At 69.9% G+C, this 16,467-nt stretch carries 11 protein-coding genes and 1 pseudogene; 7 read left to right on the top strand and 5 right to left on the bottom strand.

The window, feature by feature from the left end:
* The 3 genes from HG543_RS39675 to HG543_RS39665 all read left to right on the top strand — a co-directional run.
* A partial coding sequence (locus HG543_RS39675) for a TonB C-terminal domain-containing protein (protein ID WP_211194467.1) occupies positions 1–822 on the top strand: 822 nt, incomplete at its 5' end.
* A gap of 49 nt (positions 823–871) precedes the next feature.
* Complete coding sequence (locus tag HG543_RS39670; RefSeq protein ID WP_169350124.1) at positions 872–1,360, top strand: hypothetical protein; 489 nt, start codon at positions 872–874, stop codon at positions 1,358–1,360.
* Positions 1,361–1,394: 34 nt separating this feature from the next.
* A complete protein-coding gene (locus HG543_RS39665) occupies positions 1,395–3,443 on the top strand; it encodes a hypothetical protein (RefSeq protein ID WP_169350123.1) in 2,049 nt (682 codons plus the stop codon).
* 10 nt (positions 3,444–3,453) lie between these two features.
* On the opposite strand, the gene HG543_RS39660 is transcribed toward HG543_RS39665, so the two are convergent.
* The 3 genes from HG543_RS39660 to HG543_RS39650 form a co-directional block, all read right to left on the bottom strand.
* Positions 3,454–4,608: a fatty acid desaturase family protein gene (locus HG543_RS39660; protein ID WP_169350122.1), complete on the bottom strand. Its 1,155-nt coding sequence runs from the start codon at positions 4,606–4,608 to the stop codon at positions 3,454–3,456.
* Positions 4,609–4,762: 154 nt separating this feature from the next.
* Positions 4,763–5,155 carry a DUF4180 domain-containing protein gene (locus HG543_RS39655; RefSeq protein WP_169350121.1) on the bottom strand — a complete coding sequence of 131 codons (393 nt, stop codon included), beginning with the start codon at positions 5,153–5,155 and terminating at the stop codon, positions 4,763–4,765.
* 42 nt (positions 5,156–5,197) lie between these two features.
* Positions 5,198–7,132, bottom strand: coding sequence for a carboxypeptidase regulatory-like domain-containing protein (locus HG543_RS39650; RefSeq protein WP_169350120.1), 1,935 nt, complete (start codon positions 7,130–7,132; stop codon positions 5,198–5,200).
* Between the two features lie 274 nt (positions 7,133–7,406).
* Between HG543_RS39650 and HG543_RS39645 the strand changes: the two genes are divergently transcribed.
* Positions 7,407–9,155, top strand: a complete 1,749-nt coding sequence (locus tag HG543_RS39645; RefSeq protein ID WP_169350119.1) for a S1 family peptidase — start codon at positions 7,407–7,409, stop codon at positions 9,153–9,155.
* Between the two features lie 214 nt (positions 9,156–9,369).
* On the top strand, positions 9,370–11,115 hold the full coding sequence (locus HG543_RS39640; RefSeq protein ID WP_169350118.1) for a S1 family peptidase: 1,746 nt from the start codon (positions 9,370–9,372) through the stop codon (positions 11,113–11,115).
* Between the two features lie 37 nt (positions 11,116–11,152).
* On the opposite strand, the gene HG543_RS39635 is transcribed toward HG543_RS39640, so the two are convergent.
* Positions 11,153–11,500 (bottom strand): hypothetical protein, encoded by a 348-nt coding sequence (locus HG543_RS39635; RefSeq protein WP_169350117.1) that lies wholly within the window; start codon positions 11,498–11,500, stop codon positions 11,153–11,155.
* 198 nt (positions 11,501–11,698) lie between these two features.
* Here HG543_RS39635 and HG543_RS39630 point away from each other — a divergent pair, with 198 nt between their 5' ends.
* Positions 11,699–12,772: an NADH:flavin oxidoreductase gene (locus tag HG543_RS39630; protein ID WP_169350116.1), complete on the top strand. Its 1,074-nt coding sequence runs from the start codon at positions 11,699–11,701 to the stop codon at positions 12,770–12,772.
* A gap of 85 nt (positions 12,773–12,857) precedes the next feature.
* Here the strand turns inward: HG543_RS39630 and carB are convergent, their stop codons facing one another.
* On the bottom strand, positions 12,858–16,124 hold the full coding sequence (gene carB, locus HG543_RS39625; RefSeq protein ID WP_169350115.1) for a carbamoyl-phosphate synthase large subunit: 3,267 nt from the start codon (positions 16,122–16,124) through the stop codon (positions 12,858–12,860).
* A gap of 123 nt (positions 16,125–16,247) precedes the next feature.
* On the opposite strand from carB, the pseudogene HG543_RS54735 reads away from it, so the two are divergent.
* Positions 16,248–16,467 (top strand): annotated as a pseudogene (locus tag HG543_RS54735) (hypothetical protein); the annotation flags it as partial.

The following is a 16,467-nucleotide window of genomic DNA, read 5'->3' as shown; positions in this document are numbered from 1 at the left end:
AAGCTCCAGAGCGGCCACACCCTCCGCCCCGGAGACCCCAGCCTCTCGCCCGGGGTGCTCGCGGAGCAGGAGCGGGCCCGCGTCGGCGGGCGCGTACAGGGCTTCATCGATGACGAGCAGGCCCACCTGCGTGTGGCCAACGGGCAGATCGACCCGTACTTCAGCACGCTGCGCAAGGCGCTCGAAAAGGCCCTTGAAGATGCGCCCGTGTTCTCCGGCACCAGCCTCCTGGGAAATTCCAAGACTTCCTGGGCCGCGCAGGCCGAGCAGTTCGGAGCGACGGGCAATCCCGGCAGCGGGCCCGCGCCCAGGGCCCCCACTCCCGCCGAGCAACTCCAGGCCCTGCAGCGGCAGCACGGAGACAAGTGGATGGAATACCTGCGCGGGCGCGTCCAGGCCGTGGGAGAGATGCAGAAGCTGGCGGGCGGAGGAGGAAACAAGCTCGTCGTCACCCTCGAACTGCGCCAGGGCGCCGACGGTTCGCTGCGCGAGGCGAAGCTCGTCTCGCGCAGTGGCAACCCGCAGTACGACACGTACGTGATGAACGCCGTCCCGTCCGCGCTGGCGAAGCTGCCGCCCCCTCCCGACCAGGCCCGCGGCGTGCGCCCCGACGGCATCCATACGCTGTGGTCCGTCGAGGGCCGCGTCATCTACCTCCGCAAGCTCAAGGACCTGAAGACCGACGACGCCGCGTATCTGGCCGCCGCGTTCGCCGCCGGACTGCTCGCGGGAAGGTTCGAGGAGACCACCGGCGAGCTCGAGGTCATCGACTTCCGCAACCCCCGCTTCGAATGCCAGCCGCGCCTCTTGCGCGTCTATTGAAGCGAGCCCATCTGGCCCCGTCCGCGCACCGGAGGTAGGCTCTCCCGCCATGGCTCGTCGCAAGAAGGCCGAGGACCTGGCCGCGCGCGTCCGCAACCTGCTCGCGATGGACGCGGCCGGCATCATGCGCCGGCTGGACGCTCGCCGTGACGAGATGTTCGCCCTCTTCTCGCGCCTGCGCAGCCGCGAGCCGCTGCTGGGCGCCATCGCCTCGCGCTACGCGAATGGCGCCTTCGACCACCTCATCCACCTCCCCGAACAGGAGCAGGCGGTGGTGGACCACTTCTACGAGCGCCTCGACGAGCTTCGCTGGTACTTCACGTACACCGAGGACATGCCCGGCACCGCGCAACAAGTCTTCTCCAAGCTGCACAAGCGCCTGGAGGAAGCCTACCGGGTGCTGGTAGTGACACTCGGGCCACCGGTGCCGCCCGATGGCGCGCGTGTCGTCGACGTTCAGGCGGTCCGTCACGAGGGCTCGACCTCCGAGACGGCGCTGGACCGGCCCGTGGCGCCCGCGCGCCACCGGCGGGCATGACGGAAGTCGCAGGGGCCAGAAGGAAAGCACGGTGGTGATTGCAGGGTGGATGTTGCTCCTCGTGACGGCGGCGTCCGCGCCCCCTCCCTCGCACGAGGCGGTCTGCGGATTGCGCGGACTGTTCACGGCGGAGATGGCGCACTTCCAGGAGAGGGACCGCTTCGGGATGCCCCAGCAGGTGGGCTTCCTCCCACTGCCCTGTACGGACGGCTCGCGCCCGTCCACGTCGGGCCCGGAGTCCGTGGGCGGCTGCCGGTTCGTCTTCAAGGTCCTCGAAGCGGGACAGGGCCCGGATGCGCTGAAAGCGGAGGCCCGCGGTGCAGGCGCTGGCGCGGAGGGGCTCCACTTCGTGGTGGATTCGAAGGGCACCATCACCCGTGGCGGCACCGGGGCTCCCGTCCCGGTCCCCGACTGTGAGGAATGGCGGAAGCAGGCCGACCCGCTCTGGCGCTACCACGACGCCGTGGCGGAGCACGACTGCATCGGCGGTCCCTACGCCCCGTCCCATCCCTGCGCGACGGCGCTCGCGGAGCTGGCGGCGCTGGCAAAGGCGGGGGTGGGCGTGGCGAAGCGGGAGTACGAGGCCCATCCCACCGCGCGCGAGCTGGTGCCCCTGGAGCCCCCGTCCAGCGCGCTCCAGCTCTGCGGCGTGAAGGCCCCGCCCGAGCAGCGTCTCCAGGCCGCGGAGTCCCTGGAGCGAGAGGGGCGGCTGCTGGAAGCGGTCCTCGCGCCGCGCTGCCATGACGAGGGCCTGCGAGCCGCCCTGCCCCGCCTGCTCCAGCGCTTTGATGCGGTCTGCCCGGGGCCGCACTGCCTGAAGCTGCTGGAGTTCGCGAAGCGCGTCGGGATGCCCGGACGTGAGGCCCTCCTGAAGACCCACGCCTCCCAGGTGGCGAGGCTGCTCCAGGCACAGCCACCGCCCGAGCGAAAGCGGCTCCTCGAGGCCGTGGTGGGCCTGTCGTACCCGCACGCGGCGGCGCTCGAAGAGCTGCTGGTGGGACGCTGGCCGGGGCTCCCCGCGCTGGAGAAGCTCCCGCGAGAGCCCGTGGTGCTCGCGTTGGTCGACCTGGCTCGGGGCCAGCACCCGTCCCTGGCCGCCCCGCTGGCCCTCCTGAACGAGCTCCAGGGCCAGGGCACCGTCAGCGCCGGAACGTTCCGCGCCTGGGCCGAGTCCTCCCCCTGCGAGAAGCTCTCGGACGTCGACCTGCTCCAGGTGACGGGCGCGCGCCTGCGCGAAGTCGCTCGAAACCACCAGCGCTGCCACGTCGTGGTGCAGGTCCTCCGGCGACACACGGAGAAGCTGCCACCCCGGGAGCTGATGGAGGCGCTGGAGCCGCTACCGCCCGAGTATCTGCACATGCTGACGGCCGACCTGGGACTCGACGTCCCCGAGCGCGCCGTGGCGCTGGTGGACTGGGTCGTGGAGCGCGAGCCGAGGCTGCTCGACGCCATTCACGGGAACGCGGCCGTCGTCAGGCGGCTGCTCGCGCCGGGCCAGGTGAACCGGTTGGGAGGCCGCGACGCGGTGCTCGACTACCTGCTCAAGCAAAAGGGCACGTGGAGGGGAACCCTGAGCGACGATGCCCTCCGCGTCGTCGTCAGCGAGGCGCTCCGGGGACAGCCCCCGGTGGAGCGCGTGCGCCATGTCTCCTCCCTGCTCCTGGTGCCGGAAGAGAAGCTGACATGGCTGGCGCCCGCGCTCCGGGCCCCGGACTCCCGGGTGCGCGCCGCCGCCGGCGCGGGCCTGGCGGAATGGGAAGGCGCGAGCATTCCCGCGGACGCGGCTCGGGCCTGCCTCACGGAGGTGCGCGTCTTCCACCGCTGCGTCGAAGCCGAGGCGGCGCGCCTCGGTCCGCCACCACCCGGCAAGCGAACCCTCCAGCTCATCGGCCGCTCCATCGACCCACGGCAGGCCCCACTGGAGACGTGGTGCATGGGGCTGGAGAAGGCGCTCGCCTCGTGCGGCACCGTGTGTGGTGGGAGGCCACCCATGGGCGATGAGCTGAAGCGGCTGCGCACCGCCGCGGGCGAGAGGCTCGAGGAGCCCGAGGCCCTCCGGGCCTGCACCTGGACCGGACCGTGAGGCCGGGGCCTCAGGCCGCGGGCGCCGGAGTCCCCGCGGGCGCGAGGCCCTCCGCTTCGGCCTTCCGAGGCGCGAGCCTCCGCATGGAGCTCTTGCCCACCACCACGTCCACCATCTTCCGGGCGCGCGTCCAGACGCTCTCCTGCACGTACGGAATGCCGTACTTCTCGCAGAGGGCGCGCACCTTGGGTTGCACCTCGCGGTACTTGAGCATGGGCAGGTCCGGCCAGATGTGGTGCTCAATCTGGTAGTTCAGCCACAGGTGGGCGAAGTCGTTGAGGTCCCCGCCGGTCCGGTAGTTGGCGCTGCCAATCACCTGCTGCACGTAGCGCGCGCCACGGCCCTCGGGCGCCGTGTCGAAGCGGTACAGGTCCTCGCCGGTGTGGTTGGGGCCCACGACGAGGAACGTGTGCAGGCTGGTGAGCACGTCCGCCATCACCGAGTTGCACAGCGCGCTGAAGGCGGCCCATGTCCCCAGCACGAGGAAGAGCGACGGGAAGAGGCCGAACCAGATGGCGGCGTACGGCAGGTAGCAGTGGAGCAGCAGCTCCTTCGTCTCCGCGCTCGTGAGGGAGCCCCCCTGCCGCCGGCCCTTGCGGCGCAGCGAGCTCAGCGTCTCGGGCGCGTAGTAGCTGGCGCGCCAGGTGAGCGCGAGCAGCGCGAGCTGCACGTAGCGGAACGCCAGCGGCCGGCTCGGGTTGCGCAGCGTCCCTTCCGCGTTGCGCTCCAGGAGGTCCGGGTCCGCGTCCTCGCCGGTGTGCGAGTGGTGGAGCACGTTGTGCTCGAAGACCCACGCCTCCGGGAGCATCCAGTCGAGCCAGTCGAGGTAGCGGCGGCCACCCTTCGCGAAGCCCTTGCCGGTGCGCGACGCGGGCACGCCCGGCACGCGGTCATAGCCGCGGTGCCCCACGTGGTGCATGAGGAGCCACCGCGTGGAGCGGCCCAGGCTGAGCGCGGCGGCGCTGAAGGGGTTCGGCGCCAGCCAGCACGTCGCCACGCCGAGCACCGTGGCCGCCCTGCCCCAGCGTTCAATCTTGCGCAGGTGTGCCAGGTCCGCCTCGCCAATCGACGCATCCACCTCCGCGCGCAGGGCCTTCAGCTCGCGGTGGAAGCCCTCCACGTCCACGGAGGCAAGGTCGAAGTCGGGGGCGGCTCGGGACGTCATGCGGGCTCTCCAGGGCGGAGCTGTGGACGCGGGGGGTGAAGGAGGCCCGACGGTAACCTCCACCGTCAGGCTCGCAAAGGACCGGGTGGCGGACATACCCGCCAGGGTTCCAGGCGTCCAGGCACGCTCCGTCGGAGATGTCGCCGCGCGGCACTCAGCCCTGGGTCGGCGCCGCGCCAGACGACGGCGAACGGCGCGTCAGCCGTGCCACGAGGGCCTCGCGGTCCTCCAGGAACCAGAGGTGGTTCCCGAGGTTGGATTCGTAGACGAAGCCCTTCAGCGCCCGGCTGTTCGCCACATGACCCGAGATGTCTCCCAGGATGGTGAGGCGGACGCGGTAGTTGACGCACTTCTGCACGAGCTCGCCGGCAATACCCGTGGAGAGCGTGAAGAAGTCGTCTCCCAGCCGCGCGGCGGGCACGGCGACCATGGAGGCCTGATGCTCCCAGGCCAGACCGAGGAGGTCCGCGGCCTCGCGAAGCAACGGCCCCTCCGCCGGCAGTTCGACGATGCGGAGGCCTTCGACGTCCAGGATGTGAGCGCTCATGGGTTCGTCCTTGGGTGGGTCATCCGAACACGCACTGACGCATCAGACCTGGATTTTCCGACGGACGACCCAGACGGTCTCGACCTCCGAGCGGCCGGCGCGCCGGATTCCCAACTGAATCCGGCTGCCCTCGGGGCCCCGGATGCGCTGCACGGCGGTGGGAAAGCCCATCTCCACCACGAGGGTGCCGTCGATGCTCACGATGGCGTCACCGGCCTGGAGGCCCGCTTCGTGAGCGCCCCCGCCCGGGATGATGGTGCCCAGCATGAGCACATCGTCCCGAGGCCCCAGCACCGTGCCAATGCCCACCATCTCCACGCGCTCGGCCTCACCCTCCTTCACGGGGTTCAGCCCGATGGGCGGCGGCGGCGGCGCTCCCGGGCCCACCGCGACGCGGTCCACGATGCGCGTGTCATGTCCCCGCGCGCTGACGGACAGGCTCAGCGTTCCCGGGGCCAGTCCCTCCAAGACGAAGCGGCCGGATGCGTCCGTCATGGCATCGAACACCGTGGCGAGCGACGCGCCATACAGGCCGCCCTCCACCTGCACCCGGGCTCCGGAGATGGGCCCACCGCCTCCGGCCTTCACCACCTGCCCTTCCAGCCGGGCCCCGGGCGCCAGCGTCACCTCCACGGGTCCCACCTCCTTCGCGTCGGGGGCCACGCTCACCTGCATGGCCGAGGGCGCGAGCCCGTGTGCCCCCACGCGCAAGGTGTAGGTGCCGGGAGCGAGGCCCTCCACGGTGAAGCGGCCCTCCGGGTCCACCACTGTCAGCGTCGCGCCGTACTCGCGCTCCAGCGGGCCCTTGTGCTGCTGCATCTCCAGGCGAAAGGAAGCGACAGGTGCACCCTGCGCATCGCGCACGCGGCCGGTGAGGCGTGCGCCTCGCGCGAGCGTCAGCACGAGGTCACGCCGCCCGGCCTCCACGCCCGGAGCGGTGGTGCTCACGCGGCCCAGGATGCCCGCGAACACGTCGTAGCGGCCGGGTGACAGCCGCTCCAGGACGAAGCGGCCATCCGCGTCCGTCAACGTCTCCGCCACGGGCGTACCAGTGCCCTCGGCGCCTGGGAGGCGCATGTTCCGGGGCGGTACCGCACGGACTCCGGCTCCGGCGACGGCCGTCCCCGAGTCATCCACCACGCGGCCCGCGAGCACCTCGGTGCCGCCCGCCGCTTCCCCTTTCAGGCGCAACACCAGACGGCGGCTGGGGACTCGCGAGGTGAGCGCTCCTCGCGCGGGTGCATGGCCGGCGTGGCGGGCCTCCACCGTGGAGTCCTCGGGCGCGCGGAGCTGGACCTCTCCCTCCGCGCCCGTCGTGAACTGGTCCTCCGTGGGGAAGAGTACCGTCTCACCGGAGCGTCCGGTGAGCAGCCGCACCTGCGCGCCCGCGAGCGGCTTGCCGGCCGCGTCCTCCACGCGCACGGTCCAGGACTCCTCGGGCGTGAGGGCGAGGAGCAGTCCGTCCACGCCACTGCCGGGCCGCGCGGTGAGGCGGACGGGGCTCTGGCCCCAGTCCGGGCCGAAGGGAAGGAAGCCCTCCGCGCGGATGCTGGCCACCTGCCAGAGTCCGTCCTGGTCCGGCAGGAAGCGGAAGACCCCGGCCTCGTCCGTGCGCGTGCTGGCGGCACCCGAGGGCCCGGCGAACGTCAATTCCGCGCCCGGCACGCCCTGGCCGCTGGTCGCGGACACCACGCGGCCGGAGAAGGCACCCGGAGCGCCCGCGGGAGCCTCCGTGCGCCGCGCCGAGGGGAGCTGGAGCACCGGGCTTCGGGCCTCGCTGGAGGGAGCCGGACGCGCGGACTCGGGCGTGGCGGCCGTGCCGGACGCGGGGTTCGTGGGCGCCGGAGAGGTGGCGGACTTCCCGGTGGCCATCGCGGGTGGCGCATCGGACCTCCTCGCGAGGAACCACAGCGCCAATCCCAGCAACAGCACACCCAGAGCGACCCAGCCCGCATACCGGCGCTTCGTGTCAGCCATGGCCCGACATCCTCCGTGGAGCGGCAGTCCACCACAAGCGTGGTCTGCACGGCCCCGCATCCGGGTGGATGCGCCGTGGCTGTGTCCCCCCAAGCAACAGCCGGATGCGACGGTGTTGCCTGAAGGTCTACTCGTGACGGCGCGGTGAGGACCGCGCCCCTCGGGAGCCGCTCCGGGAAGGCCTTGGTACTCGCGGTGCAATGAGGCCGGCCCGCGTGAGCACCTCGTCGCTCGCGTCTGTCGGAAGTCCTTTCACGCAGTCAGGGGGAAAACCATGAAGTCATTCAAGTGGAGTGCTCTGGCGCTGCTCGCGGGCAGCGTCATCGGGTGCGGTGTGCCCGAAGGGGAAGAGCCCGAGTCCGTTGAGCTGGGAGAGCAGCAGTCGGAGATTGCCCGGGGAACCGCCGTGCCCAACGGCACGTATCCGTGGGCCGTCTCCCTGCATACGGGGGCGACCCCATCGACCGCGAACCTGCAGTGCAGCGGGTCGCACATCGCCCCGGGCTGGGTGCTCACGGCGCAGCACTGCTTCGACTCCAACCTCGACGGCGTCATCTCGGCCTCGGAGTTTTCGGCGAACGAAATCTGGGCGTCACTGGACCGCACGCGCATCAGCGACACCAGCCGGGGACAGGTGATTCAGGGGGCCCAGGTCTTCCTGAACAACACCAATGACCTGGCGCTGCTGCGGCTCGCATCTCCGTCGAGCGCGCCCATCGTGCAGCTCGCCAACACGATTCCGGCCGTGAACGCCGCCGTCACACCGGCGGGCTGGGGGCTCGTCAACAACTCGGGCACCGTGCCGGACAACCTCCAGCAGGGGCAGTTCCGGGTCACCGGCTCGAATGCGCTCGACCTGTTCTACACCAACGTCAACACCGAGGAGATGTGCGGCGGAGACAGCGGCGGGCCGGTGTTCACGCAAGTGGGTGGCGTGGTGCAGGTGGTCGCCGCGCACACGAACTCGCCGGGTGGCTGCGGCGTGAGCACGGGTAACGCCACGGGCTCGCGGGTGGACGTCGCCCTGCCATGGATCCGGAGCATCATTCCGGCCGCGTATGGCTTCGTCTGGGCGGACCAGCCGTCCTCGACCGCGACGTACACTCCGAGCAGCTACTATTCGCACAACTCGACGGGAGGAACCAATACCATCACCCGCACGGCGGCCGGCAGCTACCGGGTCGAGATGCCGGGCCTGGGCCAGAACAACGGCAACGTGCAGGTGACGGCGTATGGCGGCGCGGGCAACCGGTGCAAGGTCTCGTCGTGGGGACCGATTGGAACGACGCTGAACGTGTACATCTCCTGCTTCACGCTGGCGGGAGCGGCGGTGGATTCGTACTTCGTGGCGCAGTACTACCGGGCCGGAGCGGGCAACCCCGAACAGGGCGCATACCTGTGGGCGGACCAACCGTTCGCCGCGAGCTACACGCCGTCTCGTTACTACTCGTACAACTCGCGGGGCGGCACGAACACGGTGACGCGCATCGGAGTCGGCGCCTACCAGGCGAACCTGCCGGGCTTCACCCTCATTGGTGGCAACGTGCAAGTGACGGCGTATAGCTACGGTTCACAGCACTGCAAGGTGGCCAGCTGGGGCACGAACGTCGTTGACGTGCGGTGCTTCGACACGGCGGGGAACCCGGCGGACACGTACTGGACGCTGCGCTACACGGACCACCACGTGGCGACCAACGGGCAACGGGGCGCGTACGCGTGGCTCTCCGACTCCACGTCGGCCACCAGCACGCCGAACAGTTGGTACCAGTGGAACGCGCTGGGGACCCCGCTGACGGCGTCTCGCTGGGGTACGGGCTCGTACACCATCCACATCCCCATCATCGAGTCGTATGACAAGACGAGCGCGATGGTGACGGCCTATGGGTACACCAACACGGCCTGCGAGGTCTCCAGCTGGTACTCGGGCAGCGCCGGCGGCACCGATGTGAATGTCCTGTGCCGGAACGCCACGGGGGCGCTCGCGGATTCGCTCTTCACGATGAGCTACATCACGAACCTGTGAGCTGAGCAGTCTGGGTTCAACGCGCGGGGGCTGGAACTCGGGTTCCGGCCCCCGTGCCGTTTGAGGCCTCGAGTGACGCGGCCCGATCACAAGCGCGGTTTGCACGACCATGCATCCGGGGGGATGCGCCCTCGCGGTGCGATGAGGCCGGCTCGCGCTGGCACCTCGTCGCTCGCGTCTGTCGGAAGTCCTGTCACGCAGTCAGGGGGAAGCCATGAAGCCATTGAAGTGGAGTGCTCTGGCGCTGCTCGTGGGCAGCGTCGTCGGGTGCGGTGTGCCCGAGGGGGAAGAGGCCGAGTCCGTCGAGCTGGGAGAGCAGCAGTCGGAGATTGCCCGGGGAACCGCCGTGCCCAACGGCACGTACCCGTGGGCCGTCTCCCTGCATACGGGGGCGACCCCTTCGACTGGGAACGTGCGGTGCAGCGGGTCGCACATCGCCCCGGGCTGGGTGCTCACGGCGCAGCACTGCTTCGACTCCAACCTCGACGGCGTCATCTCGGCCTCGGAGTTTTCGGCGAACGAAATCTGGGCGTCACTGGACCGCACGCGCATCAGCGACACCAGCCGGGGACAGGTGATTCAGGGGGCCCAGGTCTTCCTGAACAACACCAATGACCTGGCGCTGCTGCGGCTCGCATCTCCGTCGAGCGCGCCCATCGTGCAGCTCGCCAACACGATTCCGGCCGTGAACGCCGCCGTCACACCGGCGGGCTGGGGGCTCGTCAACAACTCGGGCACCGTGCCGGACAACCTCCAGCAGGGGCAGTTCCGGGTCACCGGCTCGAATGCGCTCGACCTGTTCTACACCAACGTCAACACCGAGGAGATGTGCGGCGGAGACAGCGGCGGGCCGGTGTTCACGCAAGTGGGTGGCGTGGTGCAGGTGGTTGCCGCGCACACGAACTCGCCGGCTGGCTGTGGCGTCAACACGGGCAACGCGACGGGCTCGCGGGTGGATGTCGCCCTGCCGTGGATCCGGAGCATCATTCCGGCCGCATACGGCTTCGTCTGGGCGGACCAGCCCTCGACGGCGGCGTACACGCCGAGCAGCTACTACTCGCACAACTCCACCGGAGGGACCAACACCATCACCCGCACGGCGGTCGGCTCGTACCGCGTCGAGATGCCGGGCCTGGGTCAGTCCAACGGCAACGTGCAGGTGACGGCGTATGGCGGCACAGCCAACCGGTGTAAGGTGTCGTCGTGGGGACCGTCCGGGACGGCGCTGCACGTGTACATCGCCTGCTACACGGCGGCGGGAGCGGCGGCGGACTCGTACTTCGTCGCGCAGTACTACCGGGCTGGCGCGGGCAACCCACAGCAGGGCGCGTACCTGTGGGCGAACCAGCCTTCGACCGCGAGCTACACTCCTTCTCGCTACTACTCGTACAACTCGCGAGGCGGCACGAACACGGTGACGCGCACCGGGGTTGGCGCCTACCAGGCGAACCTGCCGGGCTTCACCACCATCGGTGGCAACGTGCAGGTGACGGCGTATGGCTATGGTTCGCACCACTGCAAGGTGGCGAGCTGGGGCACGAACATCGTCTACGTGCGGTGCTTCGACGCGGCGGGGAATCCTGCGGACACGTACTGGACGCTGCGCTACACGGACCGGCACGTGGCGAACAGCGGGCAGCGGGGCGCGTACGCGTGGCTCTCCGACGCCACGTCGCCGACCAGCACGCCGAGCTCCTGGTACCAGTGGCACTCGTTGGGGAGCACGTTGACGGCCTCGCGCTCGGGGACGGGCTCGTACACCATGCACATCCCCGGCATCGCCGCGTACAACAGGACGAGCGCAATGGTGACGGCGTATGGGTACACCAACACGTACTGCAACGTCTCCAGCTGGTTCTCGAACAGCTCCGGTGGCACCGATGTGAATGTCCAATGCCGGGACGCCACGGGAGGGCCCGCGGATTCGCTCTTCACGATGAGCTACATCACGAACCTGTGAGGTGAGCGGGCTGAGTTCAACGTGCGGGGGCTGGAGCTCAGGCTCCGGCCCCCGTGCCGTTGGTGAGGCCGAGCGCCTCGTTCAGCGACGCAGGGACAGCAAACACGTCGCATTCGGACCGTTCGATGCGTGGCATGTGAGCGTGCGCAAGATGAACGAACTCGTTCCCTCCGGCGCTCAGGAGCCACCAGTTCGGACAGCACGGAGGCCCTTCGCAGGAAATGACATTCCACGCGTGCGCGACCTCGAATTCGAGCACCTCGACCTGCCCCGCCTCCACCTCCGCCTTCGCGCGCCGACGGAACTCTCCATCCAGAAGAGGCAGCCCCCGCAGCGCCCTCGCCCGTTCATCCATCCCGAGTGGGCGCCGAGTCCGGCGAATCACGTGCGCTCCTCCACCCTGTATCAATCTCTTATGGGAGTGGGCCGCACTGTAGTCGCGAACCTTACGTGGTGGGCCCGTTGCCCGCCAGGCAGCGGACCCTGCCACCGCCTCCGCCGACGTGCGCAACCCTGTCCCCGCTGAGGCATCCGAGCTACCACCTTGCCCCCCAAGGCAGCTCCTGTGCCAAGGAACGATGACATGACCGGCCTCTTCACCCCCCTCGAGCTCCGGAAGAACCTCACCGCTCGCAACCGCATCTGGCTCGCGCCGCTGACGAACATGCAGAGCCACGCCGACGGCACCCTGTCCGACGACGAGCTCCACTTCCTCGCCAAGCGCGCCGACGGTGGCTTCGGCCTCGTCGAGACCTGCGCCGCCCACGTCGCCCAGGACGGCAAGGCCTGGCCCGGTGAGCTGGGCGTCCATGACGACGCCATGCTCCCTGGCCTCACCCGCCTCGCCGCCCGCCTGCACCAGGGCGGCGCCCTCGTCTCCGCCCAGCTCTTCCACGGCGGCCTCCGCGCCGACCCCGCCGTCTCCGGCCTGGAGCGCTGGAGCGCCAGCGCGCACGACGGTGACGCCCAGTGCCGCGCCGGCTCCGAGGCCGACATCCTCGGCGCCATCGACGCCTTCGCCAACGCCGCCCGCCGCTGCGCCCAGGCCGGCTTCGACTCCGTCGAGCTCCACGGCGCCCACGGCTACCTGCTCTCCCAGTTCCTCAGCACCGTCTACAATCGCCGCGAGGACCGCTGGGGCGGCTCTCTTGAGAACCGCGCCCGCCTCATCCGTGAGACGGTCCGCGCCGTCCGCCGCGCCGCTCCGTCCCTCGTCCTCGCTGTCCGCCTGTCCCCCGAGGACTTCGGTCAGGCCAAGGGCCTCGACCTCGACGAGACCATTCAGGTCGCGAAGTGGCTCGCCGAGGACGGAATGGAAGTCCTCCACCTGTCCCTCTGGCGCTCCTCGCTCAACACCACCAAGCGGCCCCAGGAGCACGCGACCGCCCTCTTCCGCGCCGCCGTCCCCTCCTCCGTGCGCATCGTCGTCGCGGGCGCCATCTGGACTCGCGAGGACGCCGAGGCCCAGCTCGCCCTCGGCGCTGATGCCGTCGCCCTCGGCCGCGCCGCCATCGCCAACCACGACTGGCCCCTGCGCATCCAGCGCGCCGCCGACATCCATCGCGCCCCGGTCGCCCCCGAGACGCTCCTCGGCGAGGGCCTCTCGCCCGCCTTCGTCAACTACATGCGCAACTGGAAGAACTTCGTCGCCGCCTGAAGCCTGACGCTGACTTCCCCCTGAAACACCGCGGCCCCACTCCCGAGAAGGAGCGGGGCCGCGTCACTTCAAGAGCCCGTCACCGCTACCGGTTGCCCGACGAAGTAGCGCCCGTCACCTTGCCGCCGGTGATGCCCAGGTGGTCCTGGAGCGGCTTCACGGACAGCTCGGTGCGCTTGAGCGCCTCCAGCGCGCCCACCGCCATGCGCGCCGCCTGCACCGTCGTGTAGTACGGCACCGAGTGCATCAGCGACTCGCGCCGGATGGAGAAGCTGTCGGCGATCTCCTGCTTGCCGAAGGTGGTGTTGATGACCAGCACGATCTCCCCGTCGACAATCTTGTCGACGATGTTCGGCCGGCCCTCCTTCACCTTCTGCACCATCTGCGCCTCGATGCCCTTCGTCGCCAGGTACTTGTGGGTACCCGCGGTGGCAATCATCGTGTAGCCCATGGAGCGCAGCCGCCGCGCCAGGTCCACCACCGCCGGCTTGTCCTCGTCCTTCACCGAGATGAACACCTTGCCGCTCTTCGGCAGCTTCACCCCGGCGGCCAGCTGGCTCTTCGCGAAGGCCGACGCGTAGTCGTTCGCCAGGCCCATCACCTCGCCCGTCGACTTCATCTCCGGCCCGAGGATGACGTCCACGCCCGCGAAGCGCGCGAAGGGGAACACGCTCTCCTTCACCGCCACGTGCTTGAACTCCGGCTCCTGCGTGGCGCCCAGCTCCTTCAGCGTCTTGCCCACCATGCACAGCGCGGCGATCTTCGCCATCGCCACGCCCGTGGCCTTCGAGATGAACGGCACCGTGCGGCTCGCGCGCGGGTTCACCTCCAGGATGTAGATGGTCTTCCCCTGGATGGCGAACTGCACGTTCATCAGCCCCACCACGCCCAGCTCGCGCGCCAGGGCGATGGCCTGGTCCTTCATCCGCTCCACCAGGTCCGGCGACAGCGAGTGCGGCGGCAGCGTCGCCGCCGCGTCACCCGAGTGCACACCCGCCTCCTGGATGTGCTCCAGCACGCCACCAATCATCACCGCGCCCGTGCGGTCCGCCACCAGGTCCAGGTCCACCTCGATGGCGTCCTTCAGGAAGCGGTCGATGAGCACCGGGTGCTCCGGCGACGCGCTCACCGCCTCGCGCATGTACCGCTCCAGGCTCGCCTGGTCGTACACCGTCTCCATCGCCCGGCCGCCCAGCACGTACGAGGGCCGCACCATCACCGGGTAGCCGATGCGCTCGGCCACCTTGAAGGCCTCGGCATGGCTGCGCGCCACCCCGTTCTCCGGCTGCGTCAGCCCCAGCTTCTCGATGAGCTTGGAGAAGCGCTCGCGGTCCTCCGCCCGGTCGATGGCGTCCGGCGACGTGCCCAGAATCGGCAGGCCCGCCTTCTCCAGCGGCACCGACAGCCGCAGCGGCGTCTGCCCGCCGAACTGCACAATCGCGCCCACCGGCTTCTCGCGCTGCGACACCTCGAGCACGTCCTCAATCGTCAGCGGCTCGAAGTAGAGGCGGTCGGACGTGTCGTAGTCCGTGGACACCGTCTCCGGGTTGCAGTTGACCATCACCGTCTCGTACCCGGCCTCGCGCAGCGCGAAGGCCGCGTGCACGCACGCGTAGTCGAACTCGATGCCCTGGCCGATGCGGATGGGGCCACTGCCCAGGATGAGCACCTTCTGGCGGTCCGTCGGCGGCGCCTCGTCCTCCTCCTCGTAGGTGGAGTACAGGTACGGCGTGTACGCCTCGAACTCCGCGGCGCACGTGTCCACCCGCTTGAAGACGGGCCGGATGTTGCGCGCGTGCCGGTGCGCCCGCACCTCCTCCTCCGGGTAGCCCAGCAGCTTGCCCAGGTACTTGTCGGAGAAGCCGTGCGACTTCGCCTGCCGCAGCACCTCGTCCGGCAGCTGGTCCAGCCGGCCGTAGTCGGAGATGGACTGCGCCTCGCGCACCAGCATCTCGATGTAGCGCAGGAACCACGGGTCGATGGCGGACAGCGCGTGCACCTGCTCCACCGTCATGCCCTCGCGGAAGGCCTGGGCCACGAACCAGGGCCGCTCCGGGCGCGGAATCCGCAGCGCCTCGCGCAGCACCTTCTCGCGCTCCTCCTTCTCCGTGGGCAGCTCGGGCGACTCCAGGCCCACGCGGCCCAGCTCCATGGAGCGCATCGCCTTCATGAAGGCCTCGGGGAAGGTGCGGCCAATGGCCATCACCTCGCCCACCGAGCGCATGCTCGTCGTCAGGGTGCGGTCCGCGTGGGGGAACTTCTCGAAGTTGAAGCGCGGAATCTTCACCACCACGTAGTCCAGCGTCGGCTCGAAGGAGGCCGGCGTGTCGCGGGTGATGTCGTTGCGCAGCTCGTCCAGCGTGTAGCCCAGCGCCAGCTTCGCGGCGACCTTGGCGATGGGGTAGCCCGTCGCCTTCGACGCCAGCGCGCTGGAGCGCGACACGCGCGGGTTCATCTCGATGACGACCATGCGGCCGTCGCGCGGGTGGATGCCGAACTGGATGTTGGAGCCACCCGTGTCGACGCCAATCTCCCGGATGATGGCCAGCGACGCCTGCCGCATCCGCTGGTACTCGCGGTCCGTCAGCGTCTGCGCGGGCGCCACGGTGATGGAGTCACCGGTGTGCACGCCCATGGGGTCCAGGTTCTCGATGGAGCAGACGATGATGACGTTGTCCGCCGAGTCGCGCACCACCTCCAGCTCGTACTCCTTCCAGCCCAGCACGCTCTCCTCCACGAGGATGGTGGAGGTGGGGCTGGCCTTGAGGCCGGAGCGGCAGATGGTCTCGAACTCGTCGCGGTTGTAGGCGATGCCGCCGCCGGTGCCGCCCAGCGTGAAGGAGGGGCGGATGATGGCGGGGAAGCCAATCTCCTCCACCAGCGACATGGCCTGGTCCAGCGTCGTGGCGTAGCCGCTCTTGGGCAGCGCCACGCCAATCTTCTGCATGGCCGCCTTGAAGAGCTGCCGGTCCTCGGCCTTGTTGATGGCCTCCAGCGAGGCGCCAATCAAGCGCACGCCGTACTTCTCGAGGATGCCCTGCTCGGCGAGCGCCTTGGCGAGGTTGAGCGCCGTCTGCCCGCCCATCGTCGGCAGCAGCGAATCGGGACGCTCGGCGGCGAGGATGCGCTCCGCGGCATCCACGGTGATGGGTTCAATGTATGTGCGGTGGGCAAACTCCGGGTCGGTCATCACCGTGGCGGGGTTGCTGTTGAGCAGCACCACCTCCACGCCTTCGTCCCGGAGGGCCTTGATGGCCTGAGTGCCGGAGTAGTCGAACTCGACGGCCTGCCCGATGACAATCGGGCCCGAGCCAATCACCAGAACCTTGCGGATATCGGTACGCTTGGGCATCGGGAGGCCCCCATACCAACCTCCGCCCCCGTATGCACGGAATGTATGCGGGGCCGGCCGCTCGCAAGGAGCCCGGGCCCCATCCAGCGTCCTCTGCTACGCTCCGACGCTCTCGGAGGTTTCATGCGCCGCTGGTCCCTGGCCCTGCTCGTCTCACTCGCGCCCACGTCCTTCGCCCAGGCCCCTGACACCACCGCTCCAGAGGCCGCCGCACCGGCGCCCACACCCGCGCCCGAAGCTCCGGCTCCCACGCCCACTCCGGAATCCCCGGCCCCCGCGGAGCCCGCTCCCAAGCCCCGGGCGCGCAGGCAGGCACCGACGCCCGCCCCCGCGGCCCCCGCGC

The organism is Pyxidicoccus fallax (assembly GCF_012933655.1).
Classification (GTDB): domain Bacteria; phylum Myxococcota; class Myxococcia; order Myxococcales; family Myxococcaceae; genus Myxococcus; species Myxococcus fallax.
The sequence above is the reverse complement of the archived record's forward strand: the minus strand, read 5'-3'. Positions and strand labels throughout refer to the sequence as shown.